The sequence below is a fragment of the Prauserella cavernicola genome, assembly GCF_016595675.1.
GTDB classification, from domain to species: Bacteria; Actinomycetota; Actinomycetes; order Mycobacteriales; family Pseudonocardiaceae; genus Prauserella_A; species Prauserella_A cavernicola.
The window spans coordinates 1,199,336-1,222,794 of record NZ_JAENJH010000001.1; the positions used below are offsets into that span (position 1 = coordinate 1,199,336).

At 71.7% G+C, this 23,459-nt stretch carries 27 protein-coding genes; 14 read left to right on the top strand and 13 right to left on the bottom strand.

Annotated features, from left to right (window positions below; translation table 11 throughout):
- Positions 1 to 2: 2 nt before the first annotated feature.
- Positions 3 to 2,249 (bottom strand): S9 family peptidase, encoded by a 2,247-nt coding sequence (locus JHE00_RS05635; RefSeq protein ID WP_200315378.1) that lies wholly within the window; start codon positions 2,247 to 2,249, stop codon positions 3 to 5.
- Positions 2,250 to 2,392: 143 nt separating this feature from the next.
- Between JHE00_RS05635 and JHE00_RS05640 the strand changes: the two genes are divergently transcribed.
- Positions 2,393 to 3,613: an MFS transporter gene (locus JHE00_RS05640; RefSeq protein WP_230422812.1), complete on the top strand. Its 1,221-nt coding sequence runs from the start codon at positions 2,393 to 2,395 to the stop codon at positions 3,611 to 3,613.
- Positions 3,600 to 4,340 carry a MerR family transcriptional regulator gene (locus tag JHE00_RS05645; RefSeq protein ID WP_200315382.1) on the top strand — a complete coding sequence of 247 codons (741 nt, stop codon included), beginning with the start codon at positions 3,600 to 3,602 and terminating at the stop codon, positions 4,338 to 4,340. The genes JHE00_RS05640 and JHE00_RS05645 overlap by 14 nt, the downstream gene beginning before the upstream one ends.
- Positions 4,341 to 4,344: 4 nt before the next feature.
- Here JHE00_RS05645 and JHE00_RS05650 read toward each other — a convergent pair whose 3' ends face one another.
- Positions 4,345 to 4,482, bottom strand: coding sequence for an alpha/beta hydrolase (locus tag JHE00_RS05650; RefSeq protein WP_200315384.1), 138 nt, complete (start codon positions 4,480 to 4,482; stop codon positions 4,345 to 4,347).
- A gap of 21 nt (positions 4,483 to 4,503) precedes the next feature.
- Here JHE00_RS05650 and JHE00_RS05655 point away from each other — a divergent pair, with 21 nt between their 5' ends.
- Together JHE00_RS05655 and JHE00_RS05660 are read left to right on the top strand one after the other, a co-directional pair.
- Entirely contained in the window at positions 4,504 to 5,088 is a 585-nt protein-coding gene (locus JHE00_RS05655; protein ID WP_200315386.1) for a hypothetical protein, read from the top strand.
- Entirely contained in the window at positions 5,085 to 5,267 is a 183-nt protein-coding gene (locus tag JHE00_RS05660; RefSeq protein ID WP_200315388.1) for a hypothetical protein, read from the top strand. Before JHE00_RS05655 ends, JHE00_RS05660 begins: the two co-directional genes overlap by 4 nt.
- 62 nt (positions 5,268 to 5,329) lie before the next feature.
- Here the strand turns inward: JHE00_RS05660 and JHE00_RS05665 are convergent, their stop codons facing one another.
- The 4 genes from JHE00_RS05665 to JHE00_RS05680 form a co-directional block, all read right to left on the bottom strand.
- Positions 5,330 to 5,590 (bottom strand): hypothetical protein, encoded by a 261-nt coding sequence (locus JHE00_RS05665; RefSeq protein WP_200315390.1) that lies wholly within the window; start codon positions 5,588 to 5,590, stop codon positions 5,330 to 5,332.
- Positions 5,591 to 5,668: 78 nt separating this feature from the next.
- Positions 5,669 to 6,373 carry a dipeptidase PepE gene (gene pepE / locus JHE00_RS05670; RefSeq protein WP_230423102.1) on the bottom strand — a complete coding sequence of 235 codons (705 nt, stop codon included), beginning with the start codon at positions 6,371 to 6,373 and terminating at the stop codon, positions 5,669 to 5,671.
- Positions 6,374 to 6,419: 46 nt separating this feature from the next.
- Positions 6,420 to 7,070: an aspartate/glutamate racemase family protein gene (locus JHE00_RS05675; RefSeq protein WP_200315394.1), complete on the bottom strand. Its 651-nt coding sequence runs from the start codon at positions 7,068 to 7,070 to the stop codon at positions 6,420 to 6,422.
- A complete protein-coding gene (locus tag JHE00_RS05680; RefSeq protein ID WP_200315396.1) occupies positions 7,067 to 8,005 on the bottom strand; it encodes a DUF1177 domain-containing protein in 939 nt (312 codons plus the stop codon). Before JHE00_RS05680 ends, JHE00_RS05675 begins: the two co-directional genes overlap by 4 nt.
- A gap of 153 nt (positions 8,006 to 8,158) precedes the next feature.
- On the opposite strand from JHE00_RS05680, the gene JHE00_RS05685 reads away from it, so the two are divergent.
- The 4 genes from JHE00_RS05685 (at position 8,159) to JHE00_RS05700 (ending at position 11,812) form a co-directional block, all read left to right on the top strand.
- Positions 8,159 to 8,929, top strand: coding sequence for an IclR family transcriptional regulator (locus JHE00_RS05685; protein WP_200315398.1), 771 nt, complete (start codon positions 8,159 to 8,161; stop codon positions 8,927 to 8,929).
- 33 nt (positions 8,930 to 8,962) lie between these two features.
- Entirely contained in the window at positions 8,963 to 10,654 is a 1,692-nt protein-coding gene (locus JHE00_RS05690; RefSeq protein ID WP_200315400.1) for an OPT/YSL family transporter, read from the top strand.
- A gap of 2 nt (positions 10,655 to 10,656) precedes the next feature.
- Entirely contained in the window at positions 10,657 to 11,352 is a 696-nt protein-coding gene (locus tag JHE00_RS05695; RefSeq protein WP_200315403.1) for an AroM family protein, read from the top strand.
- A 61-nt stretch (positions 11,353 to 11,413) separates the two neighbouring features.
- Positions 11,414 to 11,812: a hypothetical protein gene (locus JHE00_RS05700; RefSeq protein ID WP_200315405.1), complete on the top strand. Its 399-nt coding sequence runs from the start codon at positions 11,414 to 11,416 to the stop codon at positions 11,810 to 11,812.
- Between the two features lie 26 nt (positions 11,813 to 11,838).
- Here JHE00_RS05700 and JHE00_RS05705 read toward each other — a convergent pair whose 3' ends face one another.
- Complete coding sequence (locus tag JHE00_RS05705) at positions 11,839 to 12,492, bottom strand: polysaccharide deacetylase family protein (RefSeq protein ID WP_200315407.1); 654 nt, start codon at positions 12,490 to 12,492, stop codon at positions 11,839 to 11,841.
- Positions 12,493 to 12,604: 112 nt separating this feature from the next.
- Here JHE00_RS05705 and JHE00_RS05710 point away from each other — a divergent pair, with 112 nt between their 5' ends.
- The 3 genes from JHE00_RS05710 to JHE00_RS05720 are packed head-to-tail and all read left to right on the top strand — an operon-like array spanning position 12,605 to position 15,158.
- Positions 12,605 to 13,279, top strand: a complete 675-nt coding sequence (locus JHE00_RS05710) for a response regulator (RefSeq protein WP_200315409.1) — start codon at positions 12,605 to 12,607, stop codon at positions 13,277 to 13,279.
- Between the two features lie 26 nt (positions 13,280 to 13,305).
- Positions 13,306 to 14,679, top strand: coding sequence for an ATP-binding protein (locus JHE00_RS05715; RefSeq protein ID WP_372440358.1), 1,374 nt, complete (start codon positions 13,306 to 13,308; stop codon positions 14,677 to 14,679).
- Positions 14,676 to 15,158 (top strand): hypothetical protein, encoded by a 483-nt coding sequence (locus JHE00_RS05720; protein ID WP_200315413.1) that lies wholly within the window; start codon positions 14,676 to 14,678, stop codon positions 15,156 to 15,158. The genes JHE00_RS05715 and JHE00_RS05720 overlap by 4 nt, the downstream gene beginning before the upstream one ends.
- Before the next feature lie 26 nt (positions 15,159 to 15,184).
- Here JHE00_RS05720 and JHE00_RS05725 read toward each other — a convergent pair whose 3' ends face one another.
- Together JHE00_RS05725 and JHE00_RS05730 are read right to left on the bottom strand one after the other, a co-directional pair.
- The gene (locus JHE00_RS05725; RefSeq protein WP_200315415.1) at positions 15,185 to 15,643 is read right to left on the bottom strand and encodes an SRPBCC family protein; all 459 of its coding nucleotides are present in this window, start codon (positions 15,641 to 15,643) and stop codon (positions 15,185 to 15,187) included.
- 44 nt (positions 15,644 to 15,687) lie between these two features.
- Positions 15,688 to 16,236, bottom strand: coding sequence for a hypothetical protein (locus JHE00_RS05730; protein ID WP_200315416.1), 549 nt, complete (start codon positions 16,234 to 16,236; stop codon positions 15,688 to 15,690).
- Positions 16,237 to 16,536: 300 nt separating this feature from the next.
- Here JHE00_RS05730 and JHE00_RS05735 point away from each other — a divergent pair, with 300 nt between their 5' ends.
- Together JHE00_RS05735 and JHE00_RS05740 are read left to right on the top strand one after the other, a co-directional pair.
- The gene (locus JHE00_RS05735; protein ID WP_200315418.1) at positions 16,537 to 17,262 is read left to right on the top strand and encodes a hypothetical protein; all 726 of its coding nucleotides are present in this window, start codon (positions 16,537 to 16,539) and stop codon (positions 17,260 to 17,262) included.
- Complete coding sequence (locus JHE00_RS05740; RefSeq protein WP_200315420.1) at positions 17,262 to 17,642, top strand: GntR family transcriptional regulator; 381 nt, start codon at positions 17,262 to 17,264, stop codon at positions 17,640 to 17,642. The genes JHE00_RS05735 and JHE00_RS05740 overlap by 1 nt, the downstream gene beginning before the upstream one ends.
- On the opposite strand, the gene JHE00_RS05745 is transcribed toward JHE00_RS05740, so the two are convergent.
- A complete protein-coding gene (locus JHE00_RS05745; RefSeq protein WP_230422813.1) occupies positions 17,639 to 18,553 on the bottom strand; it encodes an EamA family transporter in 915 nt (304 codons plus the stop codon). The genes JHE00_RS05740 and JHE00_RS05745 overlap by 4 nt on opposite strands.
- 69 nt (positions 18,554 to 18,622) lie before the next feature.
- On the opposite strand from JHE00_RS05745, the gene JHE00_RS05750 reads away from it, so the two are divergent.
- Entirely contained in the window at positions 18,623 to 19,480 is an 858-nt protein-coding gene (locus JHE00_RS05750; protein ID WP_200315422.1) for a LysR family transcriptional regulator, read from the top strand.
- Positions 19,481 to 19,493: 13 nt separating this feature from the next.
- Here JHE00_RS05750 and JHE00_RS05755 read toward each other — a convergent pair whose 3' ends face one another.
- From JHE00_RS05755 to JHE00_RS05765, 3 genes are all read right to left on the bottom strand, one after another.
- Positions 19,494 to 21,110, bottom strand: coding sequence for an FAD-binding oxidoreductase (locus tag JHE00_RS05755; protein WP_200315424.1), 1,617 nt, complete (start codon positions 21,108 to 21,110; stop codon positions 19,494 to 19,496).
- A 246-nt stretch (positions 21,111 to 21,356) separates the two neighbouring features.
- Positions 21,357 to 22,529 carry a hypothetical protein gene (locus tag JHE00_RS05760; RefSeq protein WP_200315426.1) on the bottom strand — a complete coding sequence of 391 codons (1,173 nt, stop codon included), beginning with the start codon at positions 22,527 to 22,529 and terminating at the stop codon, positions 21,357 to 21,359.
- A 59-nt stretch (positions 22,530 to 22,588) separates the two neighbouring features.
- Positions 22,589 to 23,371: an IclR family transcriptional regulator gene (locus JHE00_RS05765; protein ID WP_200315428.1), complete on the bottom strand. Its 783-nt coding sequence runs from the start codon at positions 23,369 to 23,371 to the stop codon at positions 22,589 to 22,591.
- Positions 23,372 to 23,459: the final 88 nt, after the last annotated feature.

The window sequence follows — 23,459 nt, forward strand, 5'->3', positions numbered from 1 at the left end:
GCTTACATCAGCACCGAACCGGACGGCAGCGGCAGCTTCGCCAGCCGGTACTCCGGCGGCTCGGCGCCGTGCAGGTGCCGCACGAAGTAGTCCCACAGGCGACGGGTCACGTAGTGCATGCGGCCGAACATCGCGTGCTCGACACCGGGCACCAGTAGCAGGTCGAAGTCCTTGTCGGCCTCGATCAGCGCGTCGGCCAGGCGCAGCGTCTGGTATGGGTGCACGTTGTCGTCGAGCTCGCCGTGCATGAGCAGCAGCTTGCCGCGCAGGTTCGCGGCCAGCGCGGTGTTGGAGATCGCGCGCTTGCCCTCGTCGCTGACGTCGCCGTGGTACTGCTCGGCCCACATCGAGAGGTAGACACCGCTGTCGTGGTTTCCCGCCACGGCGACCCCGACCGAGTAGAACTCCGGATGCGTCAGCAGTGCGCGGGCGGTGGCGAACCCGCCGCCGGAGTGCCCGGTCATGCCGACCCGCTCCGTGTCCAGCCACGGGTACCGGTGGCCGAGCTCGCGAATCGCCGCGACGTGGTCGGCCAGCTCGCTGGACTCGCCGAGCGCGCCGTAGGAGTAGTCGTGGAACGCCTTGCCACGGCCAGGTGTTCCACGACCGTCGATGGCGACGACGGCGAAGCCCAGTGCGGCGAGCGCCTCCGGATCTCCGGTCCCGGTGTTGTCGAACGACGACGCGGTGCGGCACACCTGCGGCCCGGGATAGCTGTGGTCGATCACCGGGTAACGGCGATCCGGGTCGAAGCCGTGCGGGCGCCAGAGCAGGCCGTAGATCGAGGTCTTGCCGTCCGCCGCGGTCGTGCGGAACCGTTCCGGCGGCGTCCAGCCGAGGGCGGCGAGCTCGCTCGCGTCCGGTGACTCCAGCTCCACCAGTACCAGCCCGTCGCCGTCGAGCACCGCCGACCGCGGCGGCGTGCTCACCGTCGAGGCGCGGTCGACGAGGTAACCGCCCTCGGGCGGGCTGATCGCGTCGTGGTCGAACTCGTCGTCGGTCAGGCGCGCGAAACCGGTGCCGTCGAGCCCGATCCGGCAGATCTGACGGACGTAGGGGTCACCGTCCACCAGCCCGGCGGCGACGAACCACACCTGCCTGCGCTCTTCGTCGACCCACAGCACGCGGCGCACGAGCCACTGTCCCGAGGTGAGCTGCGTGGGCACGGTCGCCTCGGCCGGGTAGAGGTAGAGGTGACCCCAGCCGTCGCGCTGCGACCACCACAGGACCTCACCGGAGTCGAGCACGCGCGCCATCGGCGGCTCCCAGTACTCCGGGGTCGGGTCGACGCGGGTCCGGCCGGTCTCGGCCAGCACCGTCGTCACCTCGCCGGTGGCCGGGTCGAGCCTGCGCAGCTCCAGTGCGAGCCCGTCGCGGGACTGGTGCAGGAAGTGCACCGCCTCGCCCTGCTTTCCGGTCCACCACCGGAACTCCTCCAGCATCGACGGATGGGTCGCCAGGAAGGGCTCGCCCTGCTGGCGCACGATCTCGCGCGTGGTGACGTCGAGGACCGTCCACGACGCCGTCGCCGTGGTCTCGTCGCCCGCGATCGGGTAGCGGTAGCGGTGCGCCACGGGCCTGCCGCCGTCGCGGGGAGCGGACTCCACGAGCACCTGCTCGGCGAGCGCGCGCTGGTCGAGCCGGTGGGTCAGGATCCGCGTCGAGTCGGGCGACCACACCAGCACCGGCGCGGGTTCGAGCCCGAACGCCCGCAGCAGCGTCCGCGAACTCAGCGCGTCGACGGTGACGCCGTAGCCGAAGTCCGGCTCGGCGTCGTCGGTGAGCGCGAACTCCTGCTCGCCGTCGCGGGAGCGGACCCAGATGTCGCCGTCGCGGCGGAACGCGCACCACTTCTTGTCGGGTGAGGCCACCTCGCCCGGCCCCTCGGGCCGGTCCCTTTCCACCCGGACACACTCACCAGAACGGAACTCCCACCGCGCATCGAACGCCGAGAACCGGACGGAGTCCCCGAGCTCCACCGAAGTGATCGGCAGGTCGGTGGCCTCCACCGCGTGGCCCGAGGCCGCCGACAATGCCGCGGCGAGCCGGTCGGCGTCGACCGCGTCGCGCTTGGTGCCCTCGGCCGGGTCGACCACGACGAACCGTGACCCGGCCTGATAGGCGAACCGCGCTCCCCCGGCCAGCCATCGCGGCTGCACCGCGCCGGGCACCCGCAGTGCCCGGTTCGGCGCCAGCATCTGCTCGGCTCGTGCGTAGTCCGCATCGGACAGTCTGGTCACTGTTCTCATCCCTTCCTCCGGCTGCGTCGACACCGAGGACACACCCTGACGTCGCGTCGGGCTCAAGGCGGAGGTGATCCGGGCCACGCGACGACCACCCGATCGCGGCGCGGAGTTGACCCCGACCCGACGTCACGGTTTCTGCTGTGCCCATGCCATTCGTCGCGATCGTCTACCTCGGCTCACACTTCCTGAGCCTGCTGGGCAACGGGATCGTCGCGGTCGCGCTGCCGCTGATCGTCCTGCAGACCACGGGCAGCCCGCTCAGCGTCAGCGCGGTCTCGACCGCCACCGCAGGGCCCGCGCTGCTGGTCGGACTGTTCGCCGGAGTCGTGCTCGACCGGGTCAACCGGAGGAACTGCTCGGTGCTCGCCGACGTCGTCTCGGCCGGTGCGGTCGCGGCGATCCCGCTCGTCGAGGTGCTGTGGGGACTGAACCTGTGGTGGTTCGTGGCGCTCGCGATCGTCGGCTCGTTCGGCGACGTCCCCGGGATGACGGCGCGCGAGGTGCTCGTCCCCGCGGTCGCGCGGCACACCGGCATCCCGCTCGAACGACTGGTCGGCCTGCGACAGTCGCTGACCTCGATGGGACTGGTGATCGGGCCCGCGGCGGCGGGCGGCCTGCTCGCGCTGTTCGACGGCAGCACGGTCCTGCTCGTCACGGCGGCGACCTCGGCGACGGCCGCGCTGCTCACCGCGTTGATGCCGCGTCACTTCGGCCGCATCGACAGTGCACCGGGCGAGCGGGCGTCGGTGTGGGCACAACTGGTCGCCGGTGTGGGGGTGCTGCGCCGCAGCCGCTTCCTGACCGGGATGGTCGGCCTCACGGTCGGCCTCGCGACGGTGGTCGGCGGGTTGCAGGGCCTGGTGCTGCCGCTGTACTTCAGCGTTATCGGCCGGCCCGATCTGCTCGGGTTCGTCCTGACGGCACTGGCGATCGGGATGCTCGCCGGCGCGGGCCTGTTCGCGGCCGTCGGCACCCGCAGGTCGCGCAGGTTCTGGATGACCATCGCGCTGGCCGGGACCACGACCGGGTTCGTGCTCATCGCCACGCTCGCCGCACCGGCGACGGTGTTCGCGGGCGCGGCACTGGTCGGCGTGTCCAACGCCCTGCTGGGCGCCGTGGTGGGAGTCCTGCAGGCCGAGCGCATCCCGGAAACCCTGCGCGGCAGGGTGCTCAGCCTGCAGAACTCGTTCCTGCAGGTCGCCGCACCGGCGGGCATCGGGCTCGCCGGGGCCGTCGCCGAGTACGGTTCCCCCGTCCTGGCGGGTCTGGCCGTCACCGCCGTGTGGCTGGTCGTGCTCGTCGCCGTCGTCGGGTCGCGGGCACTGACCGACCTGGAGCCGAAGGAGCAGACCGTTGCGCAGCAGTGAACTCGCCGCACTCGCCGGGGTCACCGTCCGCACCCTGCGGCACTACCACCAGATCGGTCTGCTCGAGGAACCCGAGCGCTCGGTCAACGGCTACCGCGACTACGACGTGCGGCACCTGGTGCGGATCCTGCGGATCAGCCGCCTGACGGGGCTCGGCGTCCCGCTCGCGGCACTGCCGGACGTACTCGACGACCAGGTGGCCGCCGACGAGCTGCTCGACGAGCTGGACCAGCAGGCCGCCGCCGAGATCGAGCGGCTCACCAGCAGGCGGGCCGTGATCGCCGGACTCCGCCGCCACGGCGCGCTGCCCGACCTCCCACCCGCGCTGGCGTCGTACGGAGCGTCGCTCAGCGCCACCGCGGACATCGCTCCCGATCTGGCGCGCCACGAGCGCGAGCAGATGGTCCTGCTCGCGCACCTGGTCGGCGAGCAGGGAACCACCGCACTGGCCGGATTCCTGGGGCGGGCCAGCGCGCTGACGCCGGGCGCGACGGCGCTGCTGAGGCGCTTCGCCGAACTCGGCCCGGACACCCCGGAGCGCGACGTCGAGCAGCTCGCCGAGGACTTCGCGGAGCACTACCGCCCCGTCCTCGAGGCGCTGCCCGACATCGAGGTCGGCGCCGACGCCCTCCCGCTGCTGGCGGCCTACAGCGAGCAGACGCTCAACGACCAGCAGCGCCGTGCCAACCGGCTGCTCCAGGATCGGATCACCAGCTGGCACGGTTAGGGCGTCAGGCGGGTTCGGCCACGCACGTGAGGTCACCCTCGGGACGCGGTCCTGTCTTCAGGAACGTCGTCACCGCGTCGTTGGCACACTGGTTCTCGCCGATCAGGTACGTGCCGTGGCCGCCCTGGTCCGCCGTCACCATCCGGGCCCGGTCCCCGGGTCGATGGCCGAGGCCACGGTCGTGGACTCCCGGGCGACGGAGCAGGTCTGCGACGGTCCGGTGTGCGTCACCGCGATCCACGAGAACGAACTCGCCCGGCGCTCCGGGCCGGGCGAGCGGGCGCTGCGGCTGCTCGCCACGCTGCCGGGCGCACCGTCGCGCATCGCCGAGGTCGATCACGCCGTCTCGCCCGACGAGGTGCCGCCCCGTGCCGGGGACACCGTGCTCGTCGACCTCATGACGCCGTCCCTGCGCTCCGCCACCGAGCCCGACGACGTGACGCGGTCGTTGCTCGCGGGAGCCGGAACACCGTCGTGCTATCCGGCGTGGGAGGAGACCACCGACGCCGCGCTGCACGAGCGTGCCGCGCGAACGGTCATGGCGGGCTGGTTCACCGGCGAGCCGACACCGCTGCGCGGGCACAGTGTGTCCGATGTGGACCTGCGGCCGGTGCTCGAACGGTCGTGGGCCGCGCTGCGCGCGCTGCCCGACGAGGAACAGCGCAGCCGCGTCATCGCGGTCAGGGAGGCGGGGCTGACCTGCCGGGGCGACCAGCTCGAGATCCTCACCGGCGGGACGACCGGATGAGATGGGCGATGCTCTACGCCCGCTCGCGACAAGTACCCGCGGCCGTGGCCTCGGTACTGGTGAGCACCGCGCTGGTGGCGGTGGCGGCGCGAACGGGCTGGTCGCTGCTGCCGGTGACGCTCGCGCTCACGGTGGCGATCGCCGTGGCCGCCACCGGGCTGCACGGCGCTCGTCGCTGAGCACGGCCTCCTCGGCGCCGTGGCCGGTGCCGCAGCGCACCGAGCTGGGCCGAGCGAGCCCGTCAGTGCCCGGACAGCTCCATCGTCCAGAGCAACAGCGCAAAGAACAGCTGGGCCGAGGCGATGCAGCAGCCCGCGACCGCGAAGCCGTCCAGCCGCAGGCGCCGTCCGAGCCACAGCGCGAGTGCGCCCGCACCGAGCGCGAGAACGGAGAGCACCTCACCGAACGGCACCAACCAGCCGAGAATCGCGAGCACCAGAGAGACGGGACCGAGCGAGCCGCGCAGTCCGGGCCGCTCGTCCGTGGGCACTGGTCGGGTCACCGGCCACCCCCTCGAGTACTACCGGCGGATGCCGGTGACCCTACGCTCGCGCAGGCCGAGCGGCGAGACCTCGCGTTTTCAGCGCGCGGAGTCGGTCAGCGGCACGCCGAGGACGTCGAACCGCGCACCGGGCGTGAACTCCTCGGGCGACTGGCCCCGCCGGAACAACCGCGCGGTGTGCCCGTGCAGCGTCACACCGGTTCCGTTGACCCGCAGCCACGCGCCCTCGCGCAGCCCGAGCACGGCGATGTCGTTCTCCTCGTGGAACTCCGCGAGCCGCTTCTCCCTGGTCTCGCCCATGTGCGTGCTGTGGGGGTCGGGGTCCAGGTAGTGGGGGTTGATCTGGAACCCGATGAGCCCGATGGCGTCGAAGCTGTCGGGCTCGACGATGGGCATGTCGTTGGTGGTGCGCAGCGTCGGGCACGCCATGTTGGTGCCCGCGCTGGCTCCGCCGTAGCGGGCGCCGCCCCTGACCGCGTCCCGGATCGCGCCGACGAGTCCCTTTCGCTGCAGGGTGCGCAGCAGCCGGAACGAGTTGCCACCGCCGATGAACACCGCGTCGGCCGAGGCCATCGTCGCGGCGGGGTCGGCCTCGGTGTGCAGTCCGCGCAGCCGGAGACCGCTGCGGGCGAAGGCCTCGGCCATCACCTGCGTGTAGCCGTCGTGATCGGCGAGTGCGTAGGGCACGAACCACACGTCGCGGCCCGCGTAGAACTCGGCCAGCGCGTCGCGGGCGTGGGAGAGCCGCTCGGCGCCGTGGTTGGCGGAGTTGGACAGCAGCATCAGTTCCACGGGCGTGTTCCTCTCGGCTGTGGAGTTCCGGCCCGCGTCAGCGTGCCACGTGCAGGGCCGCGATCGACCCGGTGGCTCGCACCGCGTCCACCACCGGCACGCTCCACGCCGCCCGCGCCTCGGGGCCGAGCGCGATCGAGGTCAGGCCCGTGCAGCTGAACAGGATCGTGGACGCGCCGTCGTCGACGAGCGCGCCCACCGCCGCCAGCGAGGCGCGCCTGCCCTGCTCGGTGAGCAGGTCGGTGGTCTTGCGCACGCCCTCGGGCCTGCGATAGGCGACGAGGCGCGAGCCCAGCACAGCCGAGACGGCCTCGGGAGCCTGGTCGTTGATGCCCAGCACGCCCACGTCGTTGCTCACGGCCGCGGCGACCGCTGCCGAGGTCGACCCCGCCCCGAGCACCGGAACCGGCACGGCGGCCCTGGCCTCGGCCAGCGCCGGATCGGCCGCGCAGCTGATGACGATCGCCGCAGCTCCCGACTCCGCCAGCGCGACGGACTCCGCGACGATCTTGGGCGCCGCCGCCGCGTGGCTGTCGGGGTCGAAAACACCGTGCGGCTGGTCGGGGATGCACACCGAGCGCGTGGCGATGCCGTGCTCGTCGGTGATGGCCCGGCCGTGCGCGGTCAGCAGTTCCTGGTCGGACGTGGTCAGCACCCTGACCACGCCGACGAACGGCGCGGCACTCACCGGGCGGCCGCCTCGCCGCGCAGGTGGTTGAGCGAGCCGTAGGTGCGCTCGAGCAGGGCGAACTCGTCGCGGTCGTAGAACTGCGCGCGACCGGCTCCAAACTCCTTGGCCGCCTCGATGCAGAAGCGCGCGGCGGACTCCACGCTCGTCAGGTCGGTCGCGCCGGTCGCGGAGCCGGGAACAGCCGACTCGGTGGTGATCGCCACGCCCACGACCGGGGCCGTCGTGGCCACCGACGGCTGGAGCAGCGAGTTGATGTGGTGCACGCCGTTGCCGTAGGGGGTGATGTCCTGCGTCGTCACGGGCAGCACCACCGGGTGGGCGCCCGTGGTGATCGCGGCGACGTTCAGCAGGTCCTCGCGGACCCGCAGGATCCAGCCCTCCTTGATCGTCGGCGTGAGGGCGAACCCGCGGTGGTTGAGGATCCGGTTGCCCTTCGTGGTGTCCACGGAGAGGATCGCGTCCATCCGTTCGTCCACTTCGTACTCGTTGGTGGTGGCGAAGGCCACCGGCGAGTCCATGAACGGCACGGGGTCGTGCGGCCGGGTCGGGGCGTTCGGGCAGATGTGCGTGGTCAGCACGACGTCGCCGGGCAGCACGTCGCCACGCTTGCGCATGGTGGCGAGCTTGGCCGCGACGGTGACGACCGTGAGCGCACCGTCCCCATCGGACACGAAACCGATCTGCTCGGGCCTGGCCCCGATGCCGCCGAGCCTGCCGATCACACCGAGAGTGGGCGCGTCGCCACCGGCGGTGCGGCCCGCCGAGCCGGGGATCACGACCTTGATGAAGTCGGTCGATCCCTTCGCCTCGGTGACGGTCCGCACGGTGACGTCCTCGACACCGGCTCCGCGCAGCCAGTCGGCGACAGACTTCCCGGTGACGGCCGGGTCGTCCAGCAGTTCCTCGGCCTCGATGACCTGGCGCCAGGGCACGACAGAGCCTCCTCAAATCCTGGTCGGCGCGACACGAACTCGTAACACGAGCGGCGCGGCGAACCCGTTGACATTTCCTGTGAGGATCGTGTGCCATGAGGCGCGCTAAATGCAACAGCGTCTCATTATCAGCAACAGACAAAGGCAGTGACAGTGGACGAGAACCCCGCGGGACCACTTCGGACGGTGGATCGCGCCCTGGTCGTGCTCGGTGCGTTCACCGACGAACGACCCGAGCGCGGCGTCGTGGAGCTGGCCCGAGAGCTGGGCCTCGACAAGTCCCAGGTGCAGCGCATGCTCGCCACACTGGCCGCCCGCGGGTTTCTGACCGTGAACGCCAACACCCGGCGGTACCGGCTCGGGCCCGCTCTGCTGGGACTGGGCCGCCGCGCCGAACGCAGCATCGGGCTCGACGGAGCCATTCCCCCCACGCTGCACGACCTGGCCCACGAGTTCGAGCTCAGCGCGGTGTTCAACGTGCCCGACGGCCACCACTACCGCTGTGCCGCCGCGGTCGACTACCCGGGACCGCTGCGCTACTCCGCCGCCATCGGCCAGCTCTACCCCGGCCACGGCGGGGCGAGCGGGCACGCCATCTTCGCCCAGTTGCCCGCCGACCACGTACGGCAACTGTTCACCGGTCACCTCACCCCGATGACCCGGGGATCGATCACCTCCGTCGACGCACTGCTCGCCCGGCACGCGGACGTCCGCGAACAGGGCGTCGCGGTCAGCGAAGGCGAATACCACACCCAGGTCATGGCCGTCGCCGCTCCCGTTTTCGTCGCGGGCGCCGTGATCGGCTCACTGGCCATCGCGGGAGCCGCGGACAACATGCGCGACCGGGCCGAGAGCATCGCCGCCACGGTCCGGATCCGCGCGCGGGAACTGACGCTGGGCTACCAGCCCGGCGCGGCCCGCTGATCCGCCTCCTCACTCTCTGTCCCAAGGACCCCCATGTCAGCAGTGAACCGGTCGCGTCAGGTCTCCGACCCGACCCACCGCCACCCCCGCGTCATCGAGCCGGTCGTGCTCGCGACCACTCTCGGCCTGAGCGTGCTCGGCGCCGTGGTCGGCATGCACATGATCACCACACTCGGTGTCACGGCGAACACCTCGATCGTCGGCGCGCTGCTGGCGATGCTGATCGGCAGAGTCTCGGTCGGCGGGCTCAAGTCGATGCGCTCGCCACACCGGCAGAACCTGGCTCAGACGTCGATCTCGGCCGCCACGTTCTCCGCGGCCAACTCCCTGCTGACCCCGATGGCGGTGTTGTTCGCGTTCGGGCGCGCCGACCTGGTCTGGCCGATGCTGATCGGCGCCGTGGTGGCGCTGTTCGTCGACGGCTACGTCCTGTACCGCCTGTTCGGCAGCCCAGCGCTGCCCGCCGAGGCGGCGTGGCCACCCGGTGTCGCGGCCGCCGAGACGATCAAGGCGGGTGACCGGGGCGGCAAGCAGGCCATGATCCTCGGCGCCGCGGGTGCCGTCGGTCTCGCCGGATCGCTCGCCGGGCTGTCGATGTCCGCCGCGGGTGTCGCCCTGATCGGCAACGCGTGGGCGCTCAGCATGTTCGGGCTCGGGCTGCTCACCGCCCAGTACGCACCGGACCTGCTCAACATCGACCTCGAGGGGCTCTACCTGCCGCACGGGCTCATGATCGGTGCGGGCATCGTGGCGCTGGTACAGGCAAGCGCGATCCTGCTCCGCCGCCGGTCGAGGACGGCCGACGCCGAGCGCGCGGACAGCACTCTCGCGGAGCCGGAGACCACTGCGTCCTCCGAGACCTCCGAGACCTCCGAGATCTCGGAGGCACCGGCGGCCGACGAGCCGACCGCGCCCGCCGAGGCCCGCTCCGGCAGCCGAGGGCTGGCCGAGGGGCTCGGGTTGTTCCTCGGCGGCGCCCTGCTGCTGGCGCTGATCAGCGGGATCGCGGCCGACATGAGCGTGCTGGGCATCATCGGCTGGATCGTGTTCGCCGGGGTCGCCGCGCTCGTGCACGAGATCATCGTCGGGCTCGCCGCCATGCACGCGGGCTGGTTCCCGGCGTTCGCGGTCACACTGATCTTCCTGTTGTTCGGTCTGCTGCTCGGCATCCCCGGACTGCCGCTGGCCGTGCTGACCGGCTACTGCGCCGCGACCGGACCCGCGTTCGCCGACATGGGCTACGACCTCAAAGCGGGCTGGATCCTGCGGCGCGACGAACCGGGAGGACGCCGGTTCGAGCTCTCGGGCCGTCGGCAGCAGTACTTCGCCTCGATGATCGGCTTCGTCGTCGCCGCCGTGGTCGTGGCGCTGCTGTGGGAGCGCTACTTCACCGCGGGCGAGGTGCCGCCGGTGGCCGAGGTGTACGCCACCACGATCCTGCAGGGACTCTCCGACCCCGACGTCCTGCTCTCGCTGGCGATCTGGGCCGTGCCCGGCGCGATCATCCAGCTCATCGGCGGCAGCAGCCGCCAGCTCGGCGTGCTGCTGGCGACCGGTCTGCTGGTGGCCACGGCGGACGCGGGCTGGCTGGTGGTCGGCGCCCTCGCGATCAGGTTCATCTACCGCAAGCTGCGCGGCCCCCGCGCGGACAAGGAACTCGCCCTCGTCGGCGCCGGCATGATCGCCGGCGACGCCATCGCAGCGACCTCGAAGGTGGTGCAGTGACCATGACGGAACCCACGCTCGGCCTCGTCACGATCGGCCAGGCTCCCCGCACGGACCTGGTGCCCGAACTGCGCGCGACGCTGCCGCCGTGCCGGATCATCGAGCACGGCGCGCTCGACGGGCTCGACGCAGCGCAGATCGCGGACCTCGCGCCCCGGCCCGGCGAGCACGCCGTGACCTCGCGCCTGGCCGACGGCGGGTCCGCGGTGTTCGGCCACGACCAGGCGCTGCCGCTGATCGGCGAAGCCATCGCCCGCGCCGAGGACGACGGCGCCGACGTGGTGCTGCTGGCCTGCAGCGGCGCGTTCCCGGACATGCCGCACCGCACGCCGCTGCTGCTCGTCGAGCAACTGGCCCACCACGGCGTGGCCGGGTTCGGAAGCGAACCGCGCATCGGGATCATCCGGCCGCTGCCCGAGCAGCTGCCCGACGCGCTGCCCGCGTGGGAGCGCTCGCTCGGCCGTCCCATCGCCGCCGCCGACGCCGCGAACCCCTACGCCGACGGGGAGTCCGCGTCCGCGGCGGCCGCCAAGCGGATCGCCGGGGACGTGGACCTGATCGTGCTCGACTGCATGGGCTTCGACGAGCCGATGCGCCGGGCGGCCTCCGCGGCGGCGGGCAAGCCCACGCTGCTGGTCCGCTCGCTCGCGGCCCGGCTCACCGCCGAGCTGCTGGTCGCGACACCGCCCCGTGGCTAGTGGGTCCGAACCTGTGAACTGAACCGTGCTTTTGCGGGCGGGAGCCGGGATACTGGCGATCATGACTTCGGTAGAACCTCGGACCTCGCCCGTGAAGTCCTGGCTCGTCGCCGCCCGGCTGTTCGCGGTGCTGACCGTCGCGACCGTCGTCCTGTTGTTCGGGACCGCGGGCGTGCTGGTCCAGCAGAACGAGGCGCTGGACCTGCACGGCACCGGCGCGCTGCTGCTGCACGTCACGTCCGGGCTGTTGACGCTCACGCTGGCGTTTCTGGCCTGGCGCGGCGCCGTCAGCTGGATCGGTGCCGTGGTGGCGGGGGTGTTGCTCCTGCTGTCACTGGTCCAGGCCTCGCTGGGCAGCGCGGACTCACTGAACCTGCACGTGCCGGGGGCCTTCGTGATCACCGCGATGGCCGTCGGTCTGGCGGTGTGGCTCTTCGCGCGCCGCACCAAGGCCGACTGAGCGTCCATTAAGGACCGGCACGCTCGTCAGCAGCCGGGCACAGTGGTGAACTCGTAGCCCTGTGCCGCCAGCTTCGGCAGTGCGATGCGCAGCGCCTGCACGGTGTCCGAGCGGTCGCCGCCACCGTCGTGCAGGAGGACGACCGCACCGGGACTCGCCTGGTCGACGAGGCGCTCGGCGATCACCGACGCTCCGGGCCTTCGCCAGTCCTCGGTGTCGACGTTCCACAGCACGCTGCGCAGGCCCCGGTCGTCGAGCCGCGCGTCCACCTCGTCGTTCGTGCTGCCGTACGGCGGGCGGACGCAGGAGCTGGTGGAGCCGACGGCGCGCAGCGCGGCGGTGGTCCGGTCCAGTTCGGCGTCCAAGGCCGCAGGATCGAGTCGGGTGAGGTCAGCATGGGCCCAGGAGTGGTTGGCGACGACGTTGCCCTCGGCGATCGCGCGCCGGGTGACGTCGCGGTGCTGCGCGAGGTCGGCGCCGAGCGCGAAGAACACGGCCTCGGCGTCGTTGTCCGCGAGGACGTCGAGTACGGCTCCGGTCGCGCGGCCGGGACCGTCGTCGAAGGTCAGATGCAGCAGCTTGGGCTCCGTCGGAGGCGAGGCGGCGGCGCTGCAGCCGCTGAGCGCGAGCAGCACGGCGAGCGGGACGAGCAGGCGCCGGGTCAGGTTTCTCGTGGTCATGTTCCCGACGATCGGCGCGGCATGTCGGCACGACGTCCACGGAATGTCCTGATCTCGTCGCAGAGTCGCGCACACCGGGCGTCCACACCGGCCTGACCCGATAATCGTTCCCGTGGCACAGGTTCTGCTGATCGAGGACGACCCCGCCATCCGCCGCAGCCTCGGCATGGCACTCGGGCGGCACGGGCACCGGGTCCGCGCCGCGGAGACCGGCGAGGACGGGCTGCGGCAGTCGCGGGCCGAACGGCCGGAGGTGGTGGTGCTCGACCTCATGCTGCCCGGGATCGACGGATTCGAGGTGTGCCGCAGGCTGCGGGCCGACTCGGGCGTGCCCATCATCATGGTCACCGCGAGGGGCGACGACTTCGACGTGGTGAGCGGACTGGAGGCCGGAGCCGACGACTACGTGGTGAAACCCGTGGAGCCGCGGGTGCTCGACGCGCGCATCAGGGCCGTGCTGCGCCGGGGCGTCGCGGAACCGCAGCGCGTCGAGACCCACGCCGGGCTCGTGCTGGACCGGGGCGGCATGACCGTCGCCAAGGACGGCGAGCCGGTGACGCTGACCCCGACCGAACTGCGGGTGCTGCTGGAGCTGTCCCGGACGCCGGGCCAGGTGCTCAGTCGCCAGCAGCTGCTGGAATCGGTGTGGGAGCACGACTATCTCGGCGACTCCCGGCTGGTCGACAACTGCGTGCAGCGGCTGCGCGCGAAGATCGAGACCGACCCGGCCTCGCCGGTGTTCGTGCAGACCGTGCGGGGTTTCGGCTACCGCTTCGGGCCCGTATGAGACCGCGCGGGCTCCGGGTCCGGTTGGTGCTGGCGTTCGTGCTGGTCACCGTGATCGGCGCGGTCGCGGCGGCGTGGGCGAGCTACGGCTCCGCCCGCGGCTCCATGGTGGACGAGGCCCAGCAGCGCGCCACCGACGAGATCCGGCGCCGGGTTGCCGCGGTGACCGCCGACCTGACTTACCCGCCCGACCAGGGTGCGCTGGACCGCCTGCGGGCGGCGGTCGGCGCGCCCGCGCTGGTCACCTACGGCTCGCTGAGCTCCGCGGAGGGCACCGGACTCGGCCTGCTCACCGGCGAGCTGCGCGCCGAGGTCCGCGACCGCGAGGCCCTGGTGTTCCAGCGGGTCACCTCGGACGAGGGGCCGAGGTTGCTGGTGGGCACGCCGGTGATGCGGACCTCCGTGGACGGCGCGCGGGCACCGTCCGGGATCGAGGTCTACGCCGTCCGCGATCTCACCCCGACCCAGCAGCGGATCGACGCCTCGGCGGAGGCGGCGGTGCGCACCAGCGCGCTGGCGCTGCCGCTGGCGATCGTGCTGGCCTTGTTCGCCGCGGGCGGTGTGCTGCGGCCGGTGCGCGAGCTGGGCGGCACCGCGCGCAGGCTCGCCGACGGCGACCTCGACGCGCGCCTGCGGGTCCGGGGATCGGACGAGCTGGCCGAGCTGTCGGCCACGTTCAACCACATGGCGGCGGAGCTGCAGGACTCGGTGGACGAGCTGCGCAGGATGGAGGCCGACTCCCGGCGGTTCGTCGCCGACGTGTCGCACGAGCTGCGCACACCGCTCACCACGCTGACCGCGGTCGCCGAGGTCCTGGAGGGCGAGGCACAACGGATGACCCCGGACGCGCGGGAGTCGACGCTGCTCGCGGTGGAGGAGACCCGCAAGCTGACCCGGCTGGTGGAGGACCTGATCGAGGTGTCGCGCTTCGACTCCGGCACGGCGAGCCTGCGCCGGGAGCAGGTGTGGGTGCGCCGGGCCGTCGAGGACTGCCTGCGCGCCCGCGGCCTGCTCGATCAGGTGGAACTGGACGCGCCGGACGACGTCACCGCGGTGCTGGACCGGCGGCGGCTCGACGTGCTGGTGGCGAACCTCGTCGGCAACGCGTTCACCCACGGCCGCCCGCCGGTGCTGGTGCGGCTGCGCGCGGACGACGAGCAGGTCGAGGTGACCGTCGTCGACCACGGTCCCGGCCTGCCGGAGGGCGGACGGCATCGGGTGTTCGAGCGCTTCTACAAGGCCGACGCAGCGCGGACGCGGTCGGAGGGCAGCGGGCTCGGGCTGGCGCTCGCCCTCGAGAACGCCCGGCTGCACGGCGGCGACGTCGTGGCGGGCGACGAGCCGGGAGCAGGCGCCCGGTTCGTCGCCACTCTGCGCCGGTTTCCCCGGGAGGACACATGAGCAGGAGCAGGCTCGCACCGGCGCTCGCCGCGGCGGCGACGTTGCTCACCGGATGCGGGATCGACGCGAGCGGCGTGCTCGACGGTGGTGATGCGCCGACCGGCGTCGCGCCCGGGGTGACGCTGTACTTCGTCGACGATCGCGGCGAGCTGCGAGGACAGCTGACGCAGAGCTCGCGGCTCGGCGACGTCACCAACGCCGTCGACCTGCTGCTGCGGATCGGCGACGGGTCCAGCGACGGGCTGCGCTCGGACCTGCCCCGGGTCGAGTCGCTGGGCCCGACGGTGACGGTCGCCGGCACCGTCCTCACCGTGAACGTGCCGCTGGCCCGCCGCGACGTCGGACCCCTCGGTGTCGACCAGCTCGTGTGCACCGCGCTCGGCGTCCGGACGCAGAGCGGCGACACCGGCGTGACCCATGCCGTGGTGTCCTTCACCCACGGCGGCAGCACCGAGCCGGGGACCTGCCCGGCGCCGTGACGGTGCTTGGTCCAGGTCAGTCCGGGTCACTCCGCTTCGGCGACCTCGGCAAGCCGGTCCAGCGAGGCGCGCAGCCGCTCCGCCGTCGTCGCGCGAGCGCGGACGAGGCGCTTCTCGTCGGTCAGGCCGGACCAGTCGTAGGTGTGGGTCACGCGGGTGCGGCCCTCGTCGAGCGGCTCCAGCTCCCAGCGCCAAAGGTGACCCGGCGGTTGCGCGCCCGGCTCGGAGGGCAGCCAGGCGATGCGCCGCCCCTCCTCGAACTCCACGACGTGGTTTTCCCGCACGGTGCCCTGCGTCAGCAGCATCGTGAACACCTCCCCCACCCCGCGAACGCGTTGTCCCTCGGGCGCTTCGGCGAGGTTCTCGTTGCCGTCCCAGCTCGGTTGCCTGGTGGGGTCGGCGATCAGGTCGAAGATCCGGTCCGCGTTCGCGGCGATCTCACGGCCGGCGGACACGACGGTCGGAGTTGCGGAGTCATCGGTCACCGGGTGATTGAAGCATCACGACGCCTCTCGTGGCACCCTCCGGATCAGTCGCGCTCACCGCTGGTCGGGCACGGCTCGAGCTCCGACGGCAAGGAGCTCGCGGCCAGGCTCCGCACGATCTCCGCCCGGATCATCGGGTCGACCGTCGCGCCGGGGAACTCCGCGGCGAGGTCGTCCGCCCACTCCCGGAGATCGACGCGGCCCGCGGCCACGACGCTCACCGAGGAGGGCAGCGACTCCCGCTCGCTGAGCGAGAGCGGCAGCGGACGTCCCGCGTAGATCCGCTGGAGCCGCTCGTGGGCCTCGTCCTGGGTTTCGGTGTAGACCTTGCGCGTCCGCCGGTCGTCGCGCACGGCCTCGGCGATCCGGGTCATCTCCGCGTCGGCCCGGACATAGAGCACGACCCGGTCGGCGCAGACGTCGTGCTCGGCGAGTGCCACGACGGGGGCCAGATCCGGCGGCGCCGGCGCGGGCTCGTCGTCCAGCCACACCGGAATCACGGCGGCAGCGGCGACGACGAGGAGCACGATCGCCGTGGACGCCAGGAACGGAACTCGACGCGAGGACGGCGTCGATCTCGGGGGTTCGGTCACGGCAGCACTCTAGCGGCAGAACTCGGTGCACAGTAAGGAAAATCACCACCGAGAAACACTGGCAACCGGGCGCTTTCTCGCACTGAGCACGCCGGTCTAGTCCAGGCACCGCATCCACACCACGACCGACCGCCCGGACCCGCCGCCGACAGGCTCGGTGTGCACAACCATGCTCCCGGTCCTGCCAGCAGACGACCCTCACTCGAGGCGGATTCGCCCGACGGGCGACGTGATCGACGCTCGCCTTGCGGGACACCTCCACTCTTGTACTATCTGCTTGATACAAGAACGGAGTTGACGATGAACCTGGGATCGACGCTCGGCGTGGCTCTCGTCCTGGGGCTGGTCGGGCTGGCCATCCTCACCGCGTTGTGGCCCACCGAGAGGAGCGCTCACAAGCTGCTGGCCAAATGGGGCATCGACGATCCGGCGCAGGACGAGACCGACATCGCGATGCAGTACCTGCGCCGTCGCCGGTTCTGGTACCCGTGGCTGTTCCTCGCCCTGCCGACTCCGCTCGCGGCGATCGGGTTCGGCGACGACAACACACTGGGCGTCATCGGCGCCACACTGGTGCTCGGCGGTCTGCTGGCGGAGCTGTTCGCGCAGCGCCCGGCGATGCAGACGCGACGGGAGGCGACGCTGGAGCACCGAGGAGTGCGCGACTTCGCTCCGATGTGGACACTCATTGTCACCGCGGTCGCGGAGATCGCCGCGCTCACCTACGTCGTGGTCCGCGCGGACTGGCCCGCGCTCGCCGTGGCCGCCGGAGCCGCCGTCGCGTCCTGGCTGATCATGGCGCTCGCCGTCCGGCGACCGGTCCAGGGCACGCGACGGGTCGACCTGGCACTGCGGCACCGCAGCGCACGAGTGGCGCTGGGGCTGGGAATCGGGACTGTCGCGGCGATGTGCTGGCAGGTCAACGCGTTCCCCGAGTTCGTCGGGTTCGTGGTGTCGATCGCCGCGATGATCGCGATCGCGTCGCCGCCCCGGCGGCTGCCCGCGATCGCGGCCCGGGCGGGCTGATGCCCCTGCGCATCGTCGTCGACACCGAGAGCGGGCTGGCCCCGTGGCGACAGGTGCAGGACCAGATCGTGCGCGCGATCTCGATCGGGGCACTGACCGAGGGCACGCGACTGCCACCGATTCGCCAGCTCTCCCGCGACCTCGGTCTCGCCTCGGGGACGGTGGCCCGCGCCTACCGGGAGCTGGAGGCCGCGGGCTGGGTCGCCACGGCGAGGGCCAGAGGCACGTTCGTCACGGCGCCCACCGGCCGTCCCGATCCCGGCGAACTGCTCCGCGAGGCGGCCGAGGAGTTCGCCGCGCGGGCCAGGGAACTCGGCGCCGACCCCGACACCGCGACCGCCCTGGTCCGCGAACACTGGGCGGATCGCGACTCCCGCTAGGGAGCCGGTGTCCGCGCGAACCCGCGCACCGAGACCACCACGTTGCTCAGCACGATCAGCCCGATCCCCGTCCACTCGTGGGCCTCGAGAGCCTGGTGGAGCAGCAGCCAGCCCGCCAGTGCGGCCCACACCGGGTTGACGCTGGTGAACGTGCCGAACAGTGGTGCGGGGACCCGGCGCAGGGCGACCAGGTCGGCGACGTAGGGCACGATCGACGACAGCAACCCGCAGCCGATGGCGAGCCCGAGCGCCGCCGCGGTCGGCGGGTGCGCAGCGAACCAGCCGATCGCGATCGGCAACCACGCGCCCGCTGTGACCACACTGGCCACCGCCGTGCCCTGCAACCCCGGCAGCCGCTGGCCGAGCGTGCGATTGAGCAGGATGTAGCAGCCCCACGCCGTCGCGGCCAGCAGCGCCAGGCCGATCCCGACGACGTCGGTGGTCGGCCCCGGACTGGTCAGCACCACCACACCGGCACCGGCCAGCACGGCGCACCCGAGATCGAGCGGTCTCCGGGAACCCGCGATGGCGACCGTGAGCGGGCCGAGGAACTCCAGGGTCACGGCCAGGCCGAGTCCCACGCGGTCGATCGCGGCGTACAGGCTGAGGTTCATCACGCTGAACACCGCGACCAGGCCGAGGATCGGCCACCACTGGTCCGCGCGCAGGCCACGCAGCCGCGGGCGCACGATCGGTGTGAGCACCAGTGCGGTGACCAGCTGCCGCACCGCGACCACGCCGACCGGTCCGATCACGGGGAACGCCGTGGCACCCACGGCCGCGCCGGTCTGGTTGGACGCCGAGCTGGCGAGCATCAGTGCGATGCCCCCACCGCGCTGGCGTGGGTTCGCCGTCGCGGCGGAGAGCTGCCCGGCACCGGCCGGGCGCCGTACGGTCTCGACGCTGTCCATACCCGCACCGTAAGTACCGGCGAGCCCATGAACCTAGTGCATGTTTCGACGCTGCCATACGCTGAAGTTATGGACTGGAGTCTGCGTGAGCTGCGGTTCTTCGTCACCGTCGCCGAGGCCGGCTCGTTCACCGAGGCGGCGACGCAGCTCTACGTCTCACAGGCGGCGGTCTCGCGCACCATCGCGGGACTGGAGCGGAGCGTGGGTGATCGGCTGCTGCGGCGGGTTCCGCGCGGGTGCGAGCTCACCAGCACAGGCCAGCAGCTGCTGCCACCGGCCCGCCGGGTGCTGGCCGAGGCCGACAGGTTCACCGAGTTCCTGCACTCCCGCCACGGCGTTCTGCGGCTCGGCTACGCCTGGGCCGCGCTGGGCAGGCACAGCGCGCGGCTGCAGCGGGAGTGGGCGCGCCGGCACGAGACGCTCGACCTGGAACTGGTGCGCCACAACTCGACCACCGCGGGCCTGGCCGAGGGCCGGTGCGACGTGGCGATCGTGCGGCGGCCGGTCGACGACAAGCGGTTCGACTCCGTGGTGGTGGGGTTGGAGCGACGGCTGGTCACCTTCGCCTCCGACGACCCGCGCTGGGCGCGCAGGCGAGCGCTGAGCATGGCCGAGATCGCCGAGCGCACCGTGATCATCGACCCGCGGGCCGGCACCACGAGCAGCAGCCTGTGGGAGGGAGCCGAGCAGCCGCCCCGGTTCCTCGAATCGACCGATGTGGACAGCTGGCTCGACGCGATCGCGGCGGGACGCGGCGTCGGCACCACCTCCGAGGCCACCGCGCACCACCACCCCCGGCCCGGCGTCGCCTACCGGCCCATCAAGGAGGGGCCGCGCATCCCCGTCCGGCTCGCGTGGTGGCGCGACCACCACCCCGCAGGGCTCGAGGACCTGGTCGACGCCATCACCAGGCTCTACTCGGGTTAGAGCACGACCATCCTCAGCCCGCCGGTTCGATCGACAGGGCGTGCCGGAACTCGTCACGCGGGTCCCACCTCGCCTTGATCCGCCGCAGGCGCGCGTAGTTGTCCTTGTAGTACAGCGTGCGCGCGGAGACCCCGGACGTGTTCCACGCCGGATCGAGCAGGTCGTTGTCGGGATAGTTGATGTAGGAACCGTCGTTGACCTCGTCGGGCACGGGCACGCCGCCGGTGTCGGCGTAGACGTCGCGGTAGAAGGAGCGGACCCAGGCGAGGTGGGCCTCGTCGCCCTCCTCGTCGGCCCAGGTCGTGTAGTAGATCACCTTCATCACCGAGTCGCGCTGGGCGATCGCGGTGTCCCCCTGCGCCACCGCGTTCACCTGCCCGCCGTAGCCGAGCAGCAGCACTCCCGCGCTGGGCACGCCCGCGGGGTCGGTCAGGTAGCGGTACACGGCGGCGCGCTGTCGCTCGGTCATCGACCTGCGCAGGTAGCCGGCCTTGTTCTTGTAGCGACGGGTCGTCGCGTCGCCGGACTCGCCCGAGCCCGCCCAGGTCATCCGGTGCAGCCACGCCGTCGAGGTGCTGCCCGAGAACACCGGTTCGACCTCCACGCCCTCCGACACCGCGGCCACGAACTCGGCCACCAGGTCGTTCGCGCCTGGCACGTCGGCGTCGATCTGCGCGAGCAGCGCGAAGGCCCCCGCGCTGCTGTGGGACAGCACGAAGAGCCCGTACAGGTTCGTGGCGGGCGAACCGGGCGCGCTGTTGCGCTCGTGCCAGGTGCCGAAGTTGTGCAGCAGCCTGCTGAAGTCCTGTTCGGTCATGCTCTCCCACGACCACGCCACGGCGTGCTCGAGCATGGTGGCGGGCGAGGTCGGCAGCAGCCGGGACGGCTCACCGGTGGCTCCCGGCGAGCGCAGCCAGTACCGGGTCACCACCCCGACGTTGCCACCGCCGCCGCCGGTGTGCGCCCACCACAGGTCGCGGTTCGGGTCGTCGGGCTCGCGGGTTGCGATCACCGCGCGGGCCTTGCCGTTCCTGCCCACCACCACGACTTCCACCGCGTAGAGGTGGTCGACCACGGAGCCGTACCGGCGCGACAGCGCCCCGTACCCGCCGCCCGCGAAGTGGCCTCCCGCGCCCACGCCGGGGCAGCTGCCACCGGGCACCGTCACGCCCCAGCCCTGGTACAGCTTCCGGTACACCCGGCCCAGCGTGGCTCCCGGCTGCACCTCGAACGCCCGCATCGCGGGGTCGTAGGTCACCGAGTCCATCGGCGAGAGGTCGAGCAGTACCCGCACCCCCGCATCGGCCGTGAAGTCCTCGAAGCAGTGGCCGCCGCTGCGCACGGCGACCCGCCGCCCCGAGGCCACCGCCTCGGTGACCGCGCGCACCACCTGGGAAGTGGAGCCGATCACCTGGATCTCGTCCGGATCGCCCACGAACCGGAAGTTGTTGCCCCGCAACAGCGAGCCGTACCGCGCTTCACCCCGCCCGATCCGTACCGGCCCGAACGCCTCCGGCTCGGGAGCCGCCGTAGCGGGAGCGATCAGTCCCGCCCCCAGCGCGCCGCCCGCCGCCCCCGCGCCGGCGAGCAACGCCCGACGACTGACCGCGTGCCCCTGCGACCTGCTCATCCCAACCCCCGGCTGTCGAACTCGGCGAACCACCTCACCGTGTCAGCGCGGCGGCCGGGGCCGCATCAACCGATCTTCCGATTCCGGGAACCACCGAATGGAGGGCCGAGGGTGCTACGGCGCGGCGGTCAGTGCCCTCTCCCCCATCGGGCTGCGCTCGGCGTAGTCGTCGTCGACGAGCCGGGCCGATCCGGCAGAAAAGTCCTTTGTAGACATAATGGTGTCCGCTGAGACCCACGTGGTGCGTCACCTGATGTGAGAGTTGTGCTTGCGCGCCAGCACCCACACGTAATACCACTTGTCGCTGCGCAGCGCCTGCTTGCTGTTCTCGGTGACCGCATGGATGACGCCCCAGACACCGCCGCCCGCGCCCGCGACGGCGATGGCGGCCTGCATGGCAGGGCCGTACACGGCGACGAGCACCGCGCCGACGGTTCCGATCGCGGCACCCGACACGGCGACGGCCCGCTTCCGCTTCACCTTCGCCATCTCGGCCTCGACGGCGCGGATCCCCTCCTTGATGTGCAGCCCGTGCTTGACGAGTTCACGTTCCGACTGCACGGCGTTCAGTGCGTCGTCCATGTCGTTGAAGGTCAGCCGGAGATGGTCGCGAAACGACGCGTAGGACGCGAACTCCTGCGTGGTGATCTCACTGAAATCGCGGAGTCCGACGCCATCGACGAAAGGGAGGTCGATCGTCAGCACAGGCCGTACCAAACGACTCTTCAGCGGACTCGCTCCGGACGCGTCCACGGCCCGTCGATCCCTGATCAGGTAGTCGACGCCGGGGTAGGGCTGCTGGGAGTGGAGGTGCTCCTGGCGGAGCTGAGCGCTCGACCGGACGGTACCCAGAGCAGATGCGGTCGCGTAACACGGCAGATACCAGGCCAACCCCGCTCTGAGCAACGGCTCGGCATCGCGCAGCCACGCCCCCAGGCCGTTCAGGTCCGGGCAGTACATACCGAACCACTTCTCGTGGCGCCGCACGGTGTCATCGAGATCGGCTCTGATGTAGCCGTTGATGTCCGTGTCGACTCCGTCCATCGAGGACGCGGTGAACACGTCGTGCCTGTCGCGCGCGCTCTGTGCGCCCGGCGTGTAATTCTCCTGGACGCCGAGCTGGTGGAACTCACCCGAGCGGACATGAGAGAGCAACAGCGTGTCCGAGATCAACGTGGCCCGCTTGGTGATCGTGTCGAAACTCCGGCCGGTGTCGTCGGTCGCCAACGCCACCGTGAACCGTTCGTGTTTCAGCTTCTGCTCATCGACCACCGCCGCGCGCCGCCGACTCCACATCGCGCGGCCGTACGCCTCGGCCAGTTGATCCGGCGAGATGCCGCGCACGTGCCTCGACGTGAAGAACCGTCGCATGTGTTTGGCGACGACCTCGTTCTGCACCGGCTCTCGGCGAGCGAACATGCACTCATCGTATCGAGACCGCGGTGGGAGTGGGACAGAAAGAACGGCTGACCCGCCGCTCAGTTCCCCTCGGCCATTCCGCGCACCACGTCCTTGATGAGGTCGGCGACGGCGGCCACGCGGTCGGGTGTCGCCTGGGACTTCAGCAGCGACGAGCTCACCGCGAAGGGCTGACCGTCGGTCGCCGAGCCCGGCACGGTCGCCGCGACGCACACGATGCCCTCCGCCGCTTCCTGGTCGTCGACCGCGTGCCCGGCCGTCCGCACCGCGCGAAGGTCGGCCAGCAACGGATCGAGCGCGGTGATCGACCACGACGTCCGCGCCGCGAACGGCTCGCCGTCCGCCAGCAGAGCGCGCACGTCGTCCTCCGGCACACCCGCCAGCATCGCCTTGCCCAGTGCCGTGCACGTGACCGGCAGCCGGGACCCTGCTTTGCTCGTCGGTCGCAACAGGACAGTGCCCTCGTGCACGGCGAGGTAGACGACGTCCGCGCCCTCCATCGTCGCCAGCTGCAGCGTCTCCTCCCGATCGCCGAGCCTGCCCATCTGTTCCTTGAAGGCCCGCACGGGATCCAGCGCGTCGAGGTAGGCCTGCGAGAGGCGCAACAGCCCCGGACCGAGCACGAAGCCCCCGTCAACGGCCCTGACCAGGTCGCGGTCGTGCAGTGCCGCACAGACGTTGACCACCGACGCGCGAGGAATGTCGCCCGCCGCGGCGGCCAGCTGAGCGGGCGTCAGCGCGCGACCGCGAGATCTCGCGAGCGCGTCGAGGATGGCGCCCGCTCGCAGCACCGCGGGCGCGGGCGACGCACTGGCCCAGACCGATTCGCTTCGCGTACTCATCCCACCCGCTTTCGTGTCAACCTATTGACAGCTCGTCATCATATTGACTGCGTGGTCGTGCGTCGATAGCGTCCGCACAATCCGGCAC

Excerpts from the sequence above, each read along its gene's own strand:
- JHE00_RS05655 (WP_200315386.1), top strand. The coding sequence starts at position 4,504 with ATGGCCGAGGCCACGGTCGTGGACTCCCGGGCGACGGAGCAGGTCTGC.
- JHE00_RS05755 (WP_200315424.1), bottom strand. The coding sequence starts at position 21,110 with ATGAGCAGGTCGCAGGGGCACGCGGTCAGTCGTCGGGCGTTGCTCGCC.
- pepE (WP_230423102.1), bottom strand. The coding sequence starts at position 6,373 with ATGCTGCTGTCCAACTCCGCCAACCACGGCGCCGAGCGGCTCTCCCAC.
- JHE00_RS05720 (WP_200315413.1), top strand. The coding sequence starts at position 14,676 with ATGAGCAGGAGCAGGCTCGCACCGGCGCTCGCCGCGGCGGCGACGTTG.
- JHE00_RS05745 (WP_230422813.1), bottom strand. The coding sequence starts at position 18,553 with ATGGACAGCGTCGAGACCGTACGGCGCCCGGCCGGTGCCGGGCAGCTC.
- JHE00_RS05640 (WP_230422812.1), top strand. The coding sequence starts at position 2,393 with ATGCCATTCGTCGCGATCGTCTACCTCGGCTCACACTTCCTGAGCCTG.
- JHE00_RS05660 (WP_200315388.1), top strand. The coding sequence starts at position 5,085 with ATGAGATGGGCGATGCTCTACGCCCGCTCGCGACAAGTACCCGCGGCC.
- JHE00_RS05635 (WP_200315378.1), bottom strand. The coding sequence starts at position 2,249 with ATGAGAACAGTGACCAGACTGTCCGATGCGGACTACGCACGAGCCGAG.
- JHE00_RS05735 (WP_200315418.1), top strand. The coding sequence starts at position 16,537 with ATGAACCTGGGATCGACGCTCGGCGTGGCTCTCGTCCTGGGGCTGGTC.
- JHE00_RS05750 (WP_200315422.1), top strand. The coding sequence starts at position 18,623 with ATGGACTGGAGTCTGCGTGAGCTGCGGTTCTTCGTCACCGTCGCCGAG.
- JHE00_RS05700 (WP_200315405.1), top strand. The coding sequence starts at position 11,414 with ATGACTTCGGTAGAACCTCGGACCTCGCCCGTGAAGTCCTGGCTCGTC.
- JHE00_RS05690 (WP_200315400.1), top strand. The coding sequence starts at position 8,963 with ATGTCAGCAGTGAACCGGTCGCGTCAGGTCTCCGACCCGACCCACCGC.
- JHE00_RS05695 (WP_200315403.1), top strand. The coding sequence starts at position 10,657 with ATGACGGAACCCACGCTCGGCCTCGTCACGATCGGCCAGGCTCCCCGC.
- JHE00_RS05760 (WP_200315426.1), bottom strand. The coding sequence starts at position 22,529 with ATGTTCGCTCGCCGAGAGCCGGTGCAGAACGAGGTCGTCGCCAAACAC.
- JHE00_RS05740 (WP_200315420.1), top strand. The coding sequence starts at position 17,262 with ATGCCCCTGCGCATCGTCGTCGACACCGAGAGCGGGCTGGCCCCGTGG.
- JHE00_RS05765 (WP_200315428.1), bottom strand. The coding sequence starts at position 23,371 with ATGAGTACGCGAAGCGAATCGGTCTGGGCCAGTGCGTCGCCCGCGCCC.
- JHE00_RS05650 (WP_200315384.1), bottom strand. The coding sequence starts at position 4,482 with ATGGTGACGGCGGACCAGGGCGGCCACGGCACGTACCTGATCGGCGAG.
- JHE00_RS05705 (WP_200315407.1), bottom strand. The coding sequence starts at position 12,492 with ATGACCACGAGAAACCTGACCCGGCGCCTGCTCGTCCCGCTCGCCGTG.